Below are 14491 nucleotides of genomic sequence, written 5' to 3'. Positions count from 1 at the left end.
TTAGTGAATATTAAACTTCTGTTCACTGGACGCTCGGCGGCATCGCGACGAACATCGCTCCCAAGGTTCGAGAAGGCCTTGAGTTGCAGTAGAGAGGGAAATTCGGGACAGGCTTACGGGGGTGGGCCTGACCCGAAAACGTAAAAGCCCCGTCCGGCGCGATGCCGGACGGGGCTTTTTTTACGTCTGCGAATCGAGCCGCGCTATTACAACAGCGGGATCGAGTAGCTGACGATCAGGCGGTTTTCGTCCTGCGAACGGGTGTTCGGCAGGTCGGTGCGCCATACCGCGTTTTTCCACATCAGGCCGACGTTCTTGAACGGACCTTCCGGCACTACGTAGCCGATAGTGAAGTCGCGTTCCCACTCGGAACGGTTCGAAGCGCTTTCGCGACCGTTGCTGCCAACGGTGTCGATGCTGTCGCCCTTCAGGTAAACCACACCGGCGGTCAGGCCAGGTACGCCAACCTTGGCGAAGTCGTAGGAGTAGCGAGCTTGCCAGGTTTTCTCACCGGCACGGCCGAACTTCTGGATCTGCATGTCGGTGATGGTGTAGTTCGACGAACCGTCGCCCTGGTTCAGCCAAGGGAAGTCGCTGCTACCGTTGGAAACCTGGTAGCCGCCGCCGAAGGTGTGGCCGGCAACGGTATACAGGAACAGGCCGCTGTACAGGTTGTTGTCGACTTCGCCACGACCGTTACGGAAACCGGTGTAGTTACCCGAGCTGTAGTAAGCCGAATCGGTGCCGTTCTTGCCGTCGTCGGAGCTGTTGAAGTAACGCAGGTCAGACTTCAACACGCCCGGGCCGATCGACCAGTTGTGTACCAGACCCAGGAAGTGCTGCTTGTAGAAGTCTTCCAGGTTGCCGTAGTAGTACTGGGCAGTCAGGTCTTTGGTGATCTTGTAGTCACCACCGGCGTAGATGAACTTGTTGCTGTCACGGAACGCCGTGCCACGGGAGTTGGCGCCGCCGATCGAGAGGTTTTCGTTGTTGCTGGAGTTACGACCTTTTACCGCTTCGATCTGACCGCCGACCAGGGTCAGGTCCTTGATCTCGCCGGAAGTGATCTGGCCGCCCTGCCAGGTTTGCGGCAGCAGACGACCGTCGTTGGTCACGATGACCGGCAGTTTTGGCTGCAGGGTGCCCAGCTTCAGTTCAGTCTGGGAGATCTTGGCTTTGGCAGTCAGGCCCAGGCTGGAGAAGTTGTCCACGGCTTTGCCGTTGGACTCGCTCGGGAACACGGTGCCGCCGTAAGCGGTGCCGCTGTTGCCGTTGGTGCCGCCGCCCGAATCCAGACGGATGCCCAGCAAGCCGATGGCGTCAAGGCCGAAACCGACGGTGCCCTGGGTGTAACCGGAGATGAAACGCAGATCGAAGCCTTGGCCCCACTCTTCGTTCTTGTTGGCGCCAGTGCCATCACGGTTGTCAGTGTTGATGTAGAAGTTGCGCAGCCCCAGAGTTGCCTTGCTGTCTTCGATGAAACCGGCGGCGCCTGCCTGCTGCGCCATAACCCCAACGGCCACAGCCAGGGCCAAGGTGGACTTGTTCATGTATCGCTCCTCTCGTTCTAATTCTTGTGTTCCTGGTTCGGGGTCGATTTGCCCTGAATCCTAAGATGCGCGATTAGCGCCAGACCGTGACTGCCAAGTCAATCGTAACCTTGTGTGTCTACGACCATCGTCTAATCGCTGTGATTGGGTCCGTGCACAGTAAAGACTTCCTGATAAAGCCAAAAAGAATTTATTCATTCTTTTTCATACCATTCGGGTATATGGCCGATTAATGGCCATCCGCGCCGGGAAACAGCGTATCGGCGCCTAAGCTCATTCCTAAATGGTATTTGTTGACCTTTTTTTAGATCGATTAGCTTTGCCGTAGTCCCACCTACGTCAAACCCTATCGAAAAGGCGACGCATCATGGCGAAACGCGCACTATCAAGTCAATTTGTTACAGTTTGTGTGTCGGCACTGTTTTCTTTTTCCGCACATGCCGCTGGTCTGACCGTGGGTTATCAGACGGGCATCGACCCGAGCAAAGTGCCCCAGGCGGACGGCGTCTATGAAGAGGTCATCGGCGAAAAGATCGACTGGCGGCGCTTCAACAGCGGCCCGGAAGTTGTGACAGCCATCGCTTCGGGCGACGTGCAGATCGGCAACCTCGGTTCAAGCCCGCTGGCCGCGGCGGCGTCGCGCAATCTGCCGATCGTGGCATTTATCGTGTCAGCGCAGATCAACGCCGCCGAAGCCTTGGTGGTGCGCAATGGCAGCGGCATTGATAAGCCGCAGGAATCTGATCGGCAAAACCATCGCCACACCTTTCGTGTCCACTTCTCACTACAGCTTGCTCGGGGCACTGAAGCACTGGGGCCTGACGACCTCGCAAGTCAAAGTGGTCAATCTGCAACCGGCGGAGATTGCCGCCGCGTGGAAGCGTGGCGATATCGACGGGGCGTTTGTCTGGTCGCCGGCGCTGGGTGAAATCCGCAAGACCGGCAAGACGTTGACCGATGCCGCGCAGGTCGGCCAGTGGGGCGCGCCGACCTTTGAAGTGTGGGTGGCGCGCAAGGATTTTGCCGAGAAGCACCCGGACGTCGTGGCGAAATTCGCCAAGGTCACGCTGGACTCGTTCGCCGATTACGCCGCGCACAAAGACAGTTGGACGGCCGACTCGGTGCCGGTACAGAAAATCGCCAAACTGACCGGTGCCAATGCCGCCGATGTACCGGAACTGCTCGCTGGCTCGACATTCCCGGATGCCCAAGCGCAGCAAACCACTGCGCTGCTGGACGGCGGCACGGCGAAGGCGATTGGCGAGACAGCGAAGTTCCTCAAGGAACAGGGCAAGGTCGAAACGGTGCTGACGGATTATTCGCCGTACGTCAGTGCGAAGTTTGTCGCGCAATAAAAAGCTTCGCGAGCAAGCTCGCTCACACATCGGTTCCGCGAATTGATCGTTCCCACGCTCTGCGTGGGGATGCAGCCCGGGACGCTCCGCGTCCCATCAAAAGCCGAACGCGGAGCGTCCGTTGAGGCATTCCTTTGCTGCGCGTGGGAACGATCGAATGGCGTGACGCGATTACAGCGTCTTTTCGAAGATCTTCGAATTGCGCTGGTAGTTGTACAGCGAAGCCCGCGCCGCTGGCAGACGCTCGACGCTGCTCGGTTCGAAACCGCGCTCGCGGAACCAGTGCGCAGTCCGCGTGGTGAGCACGAACAAGGTCTTCAAACCCTGCGCCCGCGCGCGGGTTTCGATGCGCTCAAGCAATTCATCACCTCGCCCGCCATGGCGATACTCCGGATTCACTGCCAGGCAAGCCAGCTCGCCGGCGTCGGAATCGGCAATCTGGTACAGCGCCGCGCAGGCGATGATCATGCCTTCGCGTTCGACCACGCTGAACTGCTCGATCTCGCGCTCCAGCACTTCGCGTGAACGGCGCACCAGAATGCCCTGCTCTTCCAGCGGACTGATCAGGTCGAGCAAACCGCCGACGTCTTCAATCGCCGCCTCGCGGACCAGTTCGAATTGCTCCTGCGCGACCAGCGTACCGCCGCCGTCACGGGTGAACAGTTCGGTCAGCAGCGCGCCGTCTTCGGCGTAGCTGACGATATGGCTGCGCGCCACGCCGCCACGGCAGGCTTCAGCGGCGGCATCGAGCAGTTCCGCCTGATAGTTGCTGCTGCCCAGACGCTGCAAGTGCGCCGGGACTTGTTGCGGACGCAGCTCTCGCACCAGTTTGCCGTTCTCGTCGATCAGACCGAGGTCGGCACCGAACAGTAGCAGTTTGTCCGCGCCCAGATCGATGGCGGCGCGGGTGGCGACGTCTTCGCAGGCAAGGTTGAAAATCTCACCGGTCGGCGAATAGCCCAGCGGCGACAGCAGCACGATCGAGCGTTCATCAAGCAGGCGGTTGATACCCTTGCGATCGACCCGGCGCACTTCGCCGGTGTGGTGATAATCAACGCCTTCGAGCACGCCGATCGGCCGCGCGGTAACGAGGTTGCCGCTGGCCACGCGCAGGCGTGAGCCCTGCATCGGCGAGGAAGCCATGTCCATCGACAGCCGTGCTTCGATGGCGATGCGCAACTGCCCAACCGCGTCGATCACACACTCCAGCGTCGCCGCGTCGGTGATGCGCATGCCGTGATGGTAATGCGGGGTCAGGCCGCGCGCGGCGAGGCGGGTTTCGATCTGTGGACGCGAGCCATGCACCAGCACCAGACGCACGCCGAGGCTGTGCAGCAGGACCAGGTCGTGGACGATGTTGCCGAAATTCGGATGCTCAACGCCGTCGCCGGGCAGCATGACGACGAAGGTGCAATCACGGTGGGCATTGATGTAAGGGGACGCGTGACGAAGCCAATTAACGTATTCGGGCATGAACCTGGGCCTGTAATAAAGAGCAGCCGAAAAAGGGGCGAAACGAAAAAACGCACAGCGGGCTGATGGTTATCGTCGGAACAGGCTTGGCGACACGCGCGCTCTCCTCATGAATACGGGTTGGGGTGTTGGCAATTTACAGCGTTCGGTCAGACAAAACACGGATCCCCTGTAGGCCTTCGCCTGCTCGCGATAGCGGACCTCCCGTCAACATCTCCGGTGACTGACTCACCACTATCGCGAGCAGGCGAAGGCCTACAGGTACAGCATTCAGTTCACATATGTTGGTCCGGGCTCAGGCAGTAATGTTCAATCAACTGCCGCAATAGCTGCACGGTAGGCTGCAAACGTGACATTTCAAGGTATTCGCCGGGCTGGTGGGCACAGGCGATGTCGCCGGGGCCGAGCACGATGGTTTCGCAGCCGAGGCGCTGAAGATAAGGCGCTTCGGTGCCGAACGCCACTGCTTCGGCGCGATGGCCGGTGAGCTTTTCGGCAATGCGCACCAATTCAGCGTCTTCGCTCTGCTCGAACGGCGGCACTTCCGGGAACAGCGGTTTGTAGTCAATTTTCACCTGATGCCGCTCGGCCACCGGGTTGAGCTTGCGCAGGATTTCCGCGCGCAGGACCTTCGGGTCCATGCCCGGCAGCGGGCGCAAATCGAATTCCAGCGAGCACTGGCCACAAATGCGATTGGGGTTGTCGCCGCCGTGGATGCAGCCGAAATTCAGGGTCGGCTGCGGCACGTTGAACTGCGGATTGTTGAATTCGCGCTGCCACAACAGGCGCAGGCCGCGCAGCTCGCCGATCGCATCGTGCATGGCTTCGAGGGCGCTATGGCCCAACCGCGGATCCGACGAATGCCCGCTCTGCCCGAGAATGTCGATGCGCTCCATCATGATGCCTTTGTGCATGCGGATCGGCTTGAGCCCGGTCGGCTCGCCAATCACCGCGGCACGGCCAAGCGGTTGCCCGGCCTCGGCCAGGGCGCGGGCGCCGGACATCGAGCTTTCTTCATCGCAGGTGGCGAGAATCAGCAGTGGTTGCCTGAATGGCTGATCGAGCAGCGGCTGCACGGCCTCGATGATCAGCGCGAAGAAGCCCTTCATGTCGCAACTGCCGAGACCGACCCAGCGGCCATCGACTTCAGTGAGCTTCAGCGGATCGGTCTGCCACAGCGCGTCGTCATACGGCACCGTGTCGCTGTGCCCGGCCAGCACCAGGCCGCCGGGGCCGCTGCCGATGCTGGCGAGCAAATTGAATTTGCCCGGACTGACCTGCTGGATATCACAGGCAAAGCCCAGATCGCCCAGCCAACCCGCCAGCAGATCGATAACGGCGCGGTTGGATTGATCGAGGCTGGGTTGGGTACAGCTGACCGACGGCGCGGCAATCAGCGCAGCGAACTGGTCTTGCATGGATGGCAAAGGCATCGCTGACTCCAACTCCCGGATTGAGGTCCATCATAGAACCATCCGGCGCTCGGAATAAACCGCCGCAGGGCGTAGGAAGTTTGACTCCTGTACACTGCACGGCCTTGGCAGCCACACATTCCCCCGGCTGCGCTCCCGATATCCTGGATTTTCCGGCCATGCAGAAAGAAACCGAAATCAAACTCCGCGTCAGCCGCGAAACCCTCGCCGCACTGCGCGAGCACCCGCTCCTGAAGAAACGCAACAAAAGTGGCTGGGAACGCCGTGAGTTGATGAACCAGTACTTCGACACCCCGGAGCGTGATCTGGCCCAGGCCAAGGTCGCCCTGCGCCTTCGCAAGGATGGCGACGAGGTCATCCAGACCCTGAAGACGCGCGGCCAGAGCGTCGCCGGTCTGTCCGAACGTAACGAGTACGACTGGAAACTGCCGAAAGCCAAGCTCGATGTGAAGAAACTCGACGGCGAATGCTGGCCCGAGTCGCTGGCCGAGCTCGACAAGAAAACCCTCAAGCCGATCTTCACCACCGATTTCGTCCGCGAGCGCGCCGAAATCGCCTGGGGCCGTGGCAAGACCAGAGTGGTCATCGAAGCCGCACTGGACCTCGGTCACGTCGTGGTCGGCAAGCAGAAAGAAGAAATCTGCGAACTGGAACTTGAACTGCGCGAAGGCGAGCCTGCCGCGCTGCTCGAACTCGCAGCTGAGCTGGCCGAAACACTGGCGTTGATGCCGTGCGACATCAGCAAGGCCGAGCGCGGTTACCGTCTGTATGACGCCAACAGCTATTCGCTGAGCCTGCCGGCGCCGCAACTGACCCCGGAAACCCAACTGGATGACGCCTTCGCCGCGCTGAGCTGGCACTTGCTCGGCAGCAGCCAGCGTCTGGCCGAACAGTATCGTTTCAACGGCCACTGGCGCCTGCTGCAGGACTGGGTCGAAAACCTCGCAGAAATGCGCGCCCTGCTCAGCAGCCTCGGCCAGGCCGCGCCGCGTCAGTCGACCCACGACCTGCGTGTGGCACTGGATGCATTGCTCGAAGACTGGCGCCCGCTGGTGCAGGTCGGCATCGAAGACGAGGACGTGCGCAAAGCCGCACCGGAGCAGTTTCTCGAAGAACTCGAAGATCCGCGCTGGGGCCTGTTCTCGCTGAGCACGTCGCGCTGGTTGCTGGCCCGCACCTGGACCGCCGACCGCAACGTGCGTGGCAATCGTCAGGGCGGCGCGCAGCTGCACAGCTGGTTGCCGCGCCTGCTCGGCGAAGAAGCCACGGCCCTGCAACTGCAGCGCTATCAGCAGCAGCCGGAAGACCTTGCTGAACAACTGCCGCGCATCGAGCGCATTCAGGTCTGGCTGCACCACGCGCGCAACGTGCTGGAGATCCCGGAAATGGATCGCCTCTACGGCGAGCTGAACAAGTTGGCGCAACTGGCCAACGAGCCGACCATCACCGACGAACTGCTCGACGCGCGCAAGCAACAGGCGATTGCGGTTTACCAGAATCGCGCGTGGAAAATGCTCCTGCGCATGTAATACCGCGATCGCCAGCAGGCTGGCTCCCACAGGGGAAATGTGGCGAACACAAAACCTGTGGGAGCTAGCCTGCTAGCGATGAGACCCGCCGCCTCACCTCAGACCGGCAGGCTGGTAGTGGATTGATCGTTCCCACGCTCCGCGTGGGAATGCAGCCCGGGACGCTCCGCGTCCCAAAGCGGACGCAGAGCGTCCGTTGAGGCGTTCCCACGCGGGAGCGTGGGAACGATCAGGGTAGAACCGGCAGGCTGGTAGTGGATTTGATTTCCGACAACGCCACTATCGAATTCACTTCCTGAATCCCCGGCACCAGCGACAGTTTTTCAAAGAAAAACCGCTCATACGCCTCGATGTCCGCCGCGACAATGCGCAACAGAAAATCCACCGCGCCCATCAACACATAACATTCCAGCACTTCCGGAAAGCCGCGAATCGCCTCGGTGAACTCGGTGAAGTTCGATCGTCCGTGGGCGTTGAGTTTGATCTCGGCAAAGATCTGCGTGTTCAGGCCGATCTTCTTGCGATCGAGCAAGGTCACCTGTCCGCGAATGATCCCCTCCTCCTTCATCCGCTGAATCCGTCGCCAGCACGGCGATTGCGACAGGCCGATCTGCTCGGCGATCTGTGCGCTGGACAACGAAGCGTCCTCTTGCAGCAGGGCGAGTATCTTGCGGTCGTAGGCGTCCAGCTCGCTGCGCATAGAAAAACCTCGGAAACCGAATAATACGAATTGATCACATCAATCAATCGCCAATATCACCGATATTAGCCAAGAAATACCCGCCAGCGAATGTAAAAATTTTGCCCAGTGATCTGGAGACTTGCCATGCCGCACCTTGAAGCCGTAAACAGAGCCCCGACCCGCGCCGACGTCTGGAACGCCAGCAACACCCATTGCCTGGCGCAGTATCAGATTCTTGCCGAGGCCGAGCCGGATCTGTTGGTGCGGGTGCTGAACCTGTTCGCCTTGCAGTTTCTTACGCCCGAGCAGGTCAACGTGCAGCGCAAGGACGATCTGTTATCGATCGACCTGGTCATGGGCGGCCTGAGCTGGCACCGCGCACAAGTAATCGCGGAAAAACTTCGTAACCTGATCAGCGTCTGCTCGGTCGATCTGCAAAACGCCGACAGCGCTTGGGATGCCCCGGCACAAGCCACCGGCTGACAAACCCGGCAACGGCTTCGTCGGGTAGTGGCCCAACGGTCCGCAGGGCCACGGCTATTCTTTTGCGCACTGTCGCTTGAAAAGGAAGCCCGCATGTCCGTTCAACTCGCTCTTCAGGACCGCTGGCTGGACCTCAATGAAGTCCTGCGCGAGCTGGTCGCGCAAGGCTTCATCTGCCAGGACGCCGCCGAGCAGGCGTTGAATGCGCGTCGCCGTCACGCGGCGCACGCGCAGAAGCATCCGCTGGAATTCATTGCCAGCCAGCAACTCGACGACCTCAGCCGGCCGGGCAAGCACCTGGACCTGGAAAGCCTGACCCTGTGGCTGGCGCAACAGGCCGGACAGCCGTACCTGCGCATCGATCCGCTGAAAATCAACGTTGCGGCGATCACGCCGCTGATGTCCTACGCCTTCGCCCAGCGGCACAAGATTCTCGCCGTCGCCGTGGACCGCGACTCGGTGACGGTCGCCAGCGCCCAGCCGTATGTCACCGGTTGGGAGGCAGACCTGACCCATGTACTGAAGTTGCCGATCAAACGGGTAGTGGCCAACCCGGCAGACATCCAGCGTTTCAGCGTCGAGTTCTTTCGGCTGGCGAAATCGGTCAGCGGCGCCAGCAATGCCGATGCGCAGGGCGGCAACCTCGGCAACTTCGAACAACTGCTCAACCTCGGCGCCAGCGATCAGGAACCGGACGCCAACGATGCGCACATCGTCAACATCGTTGACTGGCTGTTCCAGTACGCCTTTCAGCAACGCGCCAGCGATATCCACATCGAACCGCGCCGCGAGCAAGGCACCGTGCGTTTTCGCATCGACGGCGTGCTGCACAACGTCTATCAATTCCCGCCGCAGGTGACCATGGCGATTGTCAGTCGCCTGAAAAGCCTCGGCCGGATGAATGTCGCCGAGAAGCGCAAACCCCAGGACGGCCGGGTCAAGACCAAGACCCCGGACGGTGGTGAGGTGGAGTTGCGCCTGTCGACGCTGCCGACGGCGTTCGGCGAGAAAATGGTCATGCGCATCTTCGACCCGGAAGTGCTGCTCAAGGATTTCGATCAACTGGGCTTCAGCGCCGACGACCTGCGCCGCTGGCAGGACATGACCCGCCAGCCCAACGGCATCATTCTGGTCACCGGGCCGACCGGTTCGGGCAAGACCACCACGCTGTACACCACGTTGAAAAAACTGGCGACCCCGGAGGTCAACCTCTGCACCATCGAAGACCCGATCGAGATGGTCGAGCCGGCCTTCAACCAGATGCAGGTACAGCACAACATCGAGCTGAGTTTTGCCGCCGGCGTGCGTGCATTGATGCGACAAGACCCGGACATCATCATGATCGGCGAGATCCGCGACCTCGAAACCGCGGAAATGGCGATTCAGGCTGCGCTCACCGGGCACTTGGTGCTGTCGACCCTGCACACCAACGACGCGCCGAGCGCGATCAGCCGTCTGCTCGAACTCGGCGTGCCGCATTACCTGATCAAGGCCACGGTGCTCGGGGTCATGGCCCAGCGTCTGGTGCGCACCCTGTGCCCGCACTGCAAGGCGCCGCAGACACTGGACGAGGACGACTGGCAGACACTGACCCGGCCCTGGCAGGCGCCGTTGCCGGGTCATGCGCAACGGGCGATCGGCTGCGTCGAATGCCGCGACACCGGTTATCGCGGCCGCGCCGGGGTTTACGAAATCATGCAATTGAGCGACGGCCTCAAGGCGTTTATCACCCCGGACACCGATCTCACGGCGATCCGCCGCCAGGCGTTCAAGGAAGGCATGCGCAGCCTGCGCCTGTCCGGTGCGCAGAAAGTCGCGGCGGGGCTGACCACGGTTGAGGAAGTGCTGCGGGTGACACCGCAAAGCGAGCAGAGATAGTCCACCATGGAACCGGATCCGGGAACGACGATCCAACGCCGTAGTTAATCCCCAGGAGTCACCTCATCATGCGTCTCAAACTTGCTGTCGCCACCATGGCCCTGTTGTCCCTTCCCGTCGGTTCGGCCATGGCGGACAGCTTTTGGCGTAACGTCATCTCGTCCGGCGCCACCACCGGCTCCACTTATCTGACTTTCAAGGATCACAAGCTGATCGTCGCCGCCCAGGACGACGCCGGCAGCTTCGTCGCCAGCGACGGCGGCATTCGTGGCCCGTACCTGGAAGCAGCGATGCAGAAAGTCCGCGCCGACAATCCTGGCCTGCAAGCGTCGGACATGGACCTGGCGAATGCGATTCTGGCGAAGAATGCCGTGGCTTCCGAATAAGCCTTTCGCGTATGAAAATGCCGCTCGATTGAGCGGCATTTTTTTGCCCGAATTTCCGCCTCACTGATAACCCTGTGGGAGCGAGCTTGCTCGCGATAGCGGTCTGCCAGTCAGCCTTTTCAGCGACTGATACACCGCTATCGCGAGCAGGTTCACTCCTACAAGGGACCGGTGTGAATCAGCGATAATCCTCGACCGGCACACACTCACAAAACAGATTCCGATCCCCATAGACATTGTCGACCCGATTCACCGCCGGCCAATATTTGTGCAACCGGGTGTGTGCATCAGGGGTGATCGCCCGTTCGATGCTGTACGGCCGCTCCCAGACGCCGGTGACATCGGCCAGGGTATGCGGCGCGCGTTTGAGCGGGTTATCTTCCGCCGGCCAGTTACCGTTCTGCACTTCGTTGATCTCGGCGCGGATGCTCAGCATGGCGCCAATGAAACGGTCCAGTTCAGCCTTGGATTCGCTCTCGGTCGGCTCGACCATCAACGTGCCCGGCACCGGAAAGGACATGGTCGGGGCGTGGAAACCGTAATCCATCAGACGCTTGGCCACGTCTTCTTCGCTGATGCCGGTCTGCGCTTTCAGCGGACGCAAATCGAGAATGCATTCATGCGCCACCCGACCGTTACGTCCGGTGTAAAGCACCGGGAACGCGCCGGATAAATGCTGCGCCAGATAATTCGCCGCGAGAATCGCCACTTCACTGGCATCGGCCAGTTGCGGGCCCATCATGGCGATGTACATCCAGCTGATCGGCAGAATGCTCGCACTGCCCCACGGCGCCGCACTGACTGCGCCGTTCTGCGCCAGCGGCCCGTCAATCGGCACCACCGGATGGTTGGCCACAAACGGTGCCAGGTGCGCGCGAATACCAATCGGCCCCATGCCCGGCCCGCCACCACCATGGGGGATGCAGAAGGTCTTGTGCAGATTCATGTGCGACACATCAGCACCAATGTCGGCCGGCCGCGCCAGGCCTACTTGCGCATTGAGGTTGGCGCCGTCCATGTACACCTGGCCGCCATGCTGATGAATCACTCGGCAGATCTCGCTGATGCCCTCTTCGTAGACCCCGTGGGTCGACGGATAGGTCGCCATCAGACACGACAGCTTGTTTCCCGCTTCAGCGGCTTTGGCTTTCAGATCGGCGAGATCGACGTTGCCGGCCTCATCGCATTCGACGATGACCACGCGCATGCCGGCCATCTGCGCCGACGCCGGGTTGGTGCCATGGGCTGATGCCGGAATCAGGCAGATGTCCCGCGCGCCCTGCTGGCGACTCTCGTGGTATTTGCGGATCGCCAGCAGCCCGGCGTATTCGCCCTGTGCGCCGGAATTAGGTTGCATGCAGATCGCATCGAAGCCGGTTATTGCGCACAGCCAGCGCTCCAGCTCCTCGATCATCAACGTATAACCCAGCGCCTGCTCGCGCGGTATGAATGGGTGCAGGTTGGCGAACTGCGGCCAGGTGATCGGGATCATTTCGCTGGTGGCGTTGAGTTTCATCGTGCAGGAGCCCAGCGGGATCATCGACTGGTTGAGTGCCAGATCCTTGTTTTCCAGTTGCTTGAGATAGCGCAGCATTTCGGTTTCGCTGTGATGGGCGTTGAACACCGGATGACGCAGGTACGGCGTGGTGCGTTGCAGGTCGTCGGGAATTCCCGAGGCGATGGCTTCGCCATCCAGCGCGTCGACGTCCAAGCCATGATCGGCGCCGAGCAGCACATCGAACAGCCGCGCCACGGTGCTTTCATCGCAGGTTTCGTCGAGACTCAGGCTGAGGTGGCCACGTCCCAGAATGCGCAGATTGATCTGCGCGGCCTTGGCACTTTCAATGATCGCGGTCTGTGCCCCGCCGACGTCGAGCGTCAGCGTGTCGAAGAACTGCGCATTGATGCGTTTGATCCCGTGGCGCTCAAGCCCTGCGGCGAGAAGGCAGGTCAGCCGATGCACGCGCTGGGCAATACGCCGCAAACCTTCCGGGCCGTGATACACCGCGTAGAAACTGGCGATATTGGCCAGCAGTACCTGCGCGGTGCAGATGTTCGAATTGGCTTTTTCGCGGCGGATATGTTGCTCGCGGGTTTGCAGGGCCATGCGCAACGCAACGTTACCACGGGCATCTTTCGACACGCCGATGATCCGCCCCGGGATCGCCCGTTTGTATTCTTCGCGGCTGGCAAAAAACGCCGCGTGCGGGCCGCCATAACCCATCGGCACGCCAAAACGCTGGGACGAACCGAACACCACGTCTGCGCCCAGTTCACCCGGCGGCGTCAGTAGCAACAAGCTCAACAGATCGGTGGCGACGCAGGCCAGCGCCTGCTGCGCATGCAAGTGGTCGATCAACGGCCGCAGATCACGAATCTCGCCATGGGTGTCGGGGTACTGCAGCAGCGCGCCGAACACCTCGTGTTGTTTCAGGTTATCCACAGCGTCGACGACCAGTTCAAAGCCGAACCCTTCGGCACGGGTCTGCACCACGGAAAGGGTTTGCGGATGACAGTTTTCATCGACGAAAAACACGTTGCTCTTCGACTTCGCGACGCGCTTGGCCAGCGCCATGGCCTCAGCCGCTGCCGTGGCTTCATCAAGCAGCGAGGCATTGGCCAGTTCAAGGCCGGTGAGGTCGATGGTCAATTGCTGAAAGTTAAGCAGCGCTTCGAGCCGGCCCTGAGCGATCTCTGGTTGGTACGGCGTGTACGCGGTGTACCAGCCGGGATTTTCCAGCACGTTACGCAGAATCACCGTTGGCGTGAGGGTGCCGTGATAGCCCATGCCGATCAGGCTGGTCCAGAGTTGATTCTGCTCGGCATAGCCGCGCAGTTTCGCCAGCGCCGCCGGTTCATCGAGGGCCGCTGGCAAGTCCAGCGCACGGTTGAAGCGAATCGCCGGCGGCACGGTCTGCTCGATCAGTTCGACCCGACTGCCGAGGCCGAGGCTGTCGAGCATCGCCTGCTGCTCAGCGGCATCCGGGCCGAGGTGACGGCGGGCAAAGGCATCGGGATCGCGTAACTGGCGCAGGGACGGCAACTGGGACATGACGGGCTCTCCTGGCGGGTGCTGGGCGTCAAGGCGACACGGTCAAACCAGCATAGCAGTCTGTATGACAAGCTATTCTCAAGTGCTCCGCATACCCCTGTAGGAGTGAGCCTGCTCGCGATAGCGGTGTGTCAGTCAGCATAAGGCTTCTGAAAGAACGCTATCGAGAGCAGGCTCACTCCTACAAGGGTTTGTGTCGGGCATGAAAAAGCCCCGACGAATCGGGGCTTTGGGTATTGCTTAACGCTTACTCGCCGATGGCAGCCTTGTACGCAGCCGCATCCAGCAGCTTGTCCAGCTCGGCCTTGTCGCTTGGCTTGAGCTTGAAGATCCACGCGCCATAAGGCTCGGAGTTGAGCAGCTCGGACGAACCGCCCAGCTCTTCGTTGACCGCGATGACTTCACCGCCCACCGGGGCGTAGATGTCGGAGGCTGCTTTCACGGATTCCACCACGCCTGCCGCATCCCCAGCCGCGAACACTTTACCCAGCTCAGGCAATTCGACAAACACCACATCGCCCAGCGCTTCCTGCGCGTGATCGCTGATGCCCACCGTGACGGTGCCGTCGGCTTCCAGACGCGCCCATTCGTGACTTTCGGCAAAACGCAGTTCGGCAGGGATATCGCTCATCTTCAGTGTCCTCAGGAATTGGTCAGCGGTCAGGCCCGC

At 61.0% G+C, this 14491-nt stretch carries 10 protein-coding genes and 1 pseudogene; 5 read left to right on the top strand and 6 right to left on the bottom strand.

Annotation, left to right across the window (positions count from 1 at the left end; all coding sequences use genetic code 11):
* Positions 1 to 206: 206 nt before the first annotated feature.
* Positions 207 to 1550 (bottom strand): OprD family porin, encoded by a 1344-nt coding sequence (locus J3P93_RS01580; RefSeq protein ID WP_332764353.1) that lies wholly within the window; start codon positions 1548 to 1550, stop codon positions 207 to 209.
* A gap of 364 nt (positions 1551 to 1914) precedes the next feature.
* On the opposite strand from J3P93_RS01580, the pseudogene tauA reads away from it, so the two are divergent.
* Positions 1915 to 2905 (top strand): annotated as a pseudogene (gene tauA, locus J3P93_RS01575) (taurine ABC transporter substrate-binding protein).
* 171 nt (positions 2906 to 3076) lie between these two features.
* On the opposite strand, the gene argA reads toward tauA, so the two are convergent.
* Both argA and argE read right to left on the bottom strand, forming a co-directional pair.
* Positions 3077 to 4378: an amino-acid N-acetyltransferase gene (argA, locus tag J3P93_RS01570; protein ID WP_064589721.1), complete on the bottom strand. Its 1302-nt coding sequence runs from the start codon at positions 4376 to 4378 to the stop codon at positions 3077 to 3079.
* A gap of 275 nt (positions 4379 to 4653) precedes the next feature.
* Positions 4654 to 5811, bottom strand: a complete 1158-nt coding sequence (gene argE / locus J3P93_RS01565; protein ID WP_434594513.1) for an acetylornithine deacetylase — start codon at positions 5809 to 5811, stop codon at positions 4654 to 4656.
* Between the two features lie 158 nt (positions 5812 to 5969).
* Here argE and J3P93_RS01560 point away from each other — a divergent pair, with 158 nt between their 5' ends.
* Positions 5970 to 7340, top strand: coding sequence for an inorganic triphosphatase (locus tag J3P93_RS01560; protein ID WP_434594510.1), 1371 nt, complete (start codon positions 5970 to 5972; stop codon positions 7338 to 7340).
* A gap of 229 nt (positions 7341 to 7569) precedes the next feature.
* On the opposite strand, the gene J3P93_RS01555 is transcribed toward J3P93_RS01560, so the two are convergent.
* Positions 7570 to 8040: an Lrp/AsnC family transcriptional regulator gene (locus J3P93_RS01555; RefSeq protein WP_434594508.1), complete on the bottom strand. Its 471-nt coding sequence runs from the start codon at positions 8038 to 8040 to the stop codon at positions 7570 to 7572.
* Between the two features lie 126 nt (positions 8041 to 8166).
* On the opposite strand from J3P93_RS01555, the gene J3P93_RS01550 reads away from it, so the two are divergent.
* From J3P93_RS01550 to J3P93_RS01540, 3 genes are all read left to right on the top strand, one after another.
* On the top strand, positions 8167 to 8505 hold the full coding sequence (locus J3P93_RS01550; protein ID WP_434594505.1) for a hypothetical protein: 339 nt from the start codon (positions 8167 to 8169) through the stop codon (positions 8503 to 8505).
* A gap of 93 nt (positions 8506 to 8598) precedes the next feature.
* The gene (locus tag J3P93_RS01545; RefSeq protein ID WP_434594503.1) at positions 8599 to 10383 is read left to right on the top strand and encodes a GspE/PulE family protein; all 1785 of its coding nucleotides are present in this window, start codon (positions 8599 to 8601) and stop codon (positions 10381 to 10383) included.
* Between the two features lie 65 nt (positions 10384 to 10448).
* Complete coding sequence (locus J3P93_RS01540; RefSeq protein WP_172833309.1) at positions 10449 to 10769, top strand: DUF2388 domain-containing protein; 321 nt, start codon at positions 10449 to 10451, stop codon at positions 10767 to 10769.
* A 178-nt stretch (positions 10770 to 10947) separates the two neighbouring features.
* On the opposite strand, the gene gcvP is transcribed toward J3P93_RS01540, so the two are convergent.
* A complete protein-coding gene (gene gcvP / locus J3P93_RS01535; protein WP_434594500.1) occupies positions 10948 to 13821 on the bottom strand; it encodes an aminomethyl-transferring glycine dehydrogenase in 2874 nt (957 codons plus the stop codon).
* Between the two features lie 247 nt (positions 13822 to 14068).
* Complete coding sequence (gcvH, locus tag J3P93_RS01530; RefSeq protein WP_434594497.1) at positions 14069 to 14452, bottom strand: glycine cleavage system protein GcvH; 384 nt, start codon at positions 14450 to 14452, stop codon at positions 14069 to 14071.
* Positions 14453 to 14491 lie beyond the last annotated feature (39 nt).

This window comes from Pseudomonas sp. R3-57 (genome assembly GCF_051132065.1).
Taxonomy (GTDB): Bacteria; Pseudomonadota; Gammaproteobacteria; order Pseudomonadales; family Pseudomonadaceae; genus Aquipseudomonas.
This window is presented reverse-complemented; position numbering and strand designations above follow the sequence as displayed.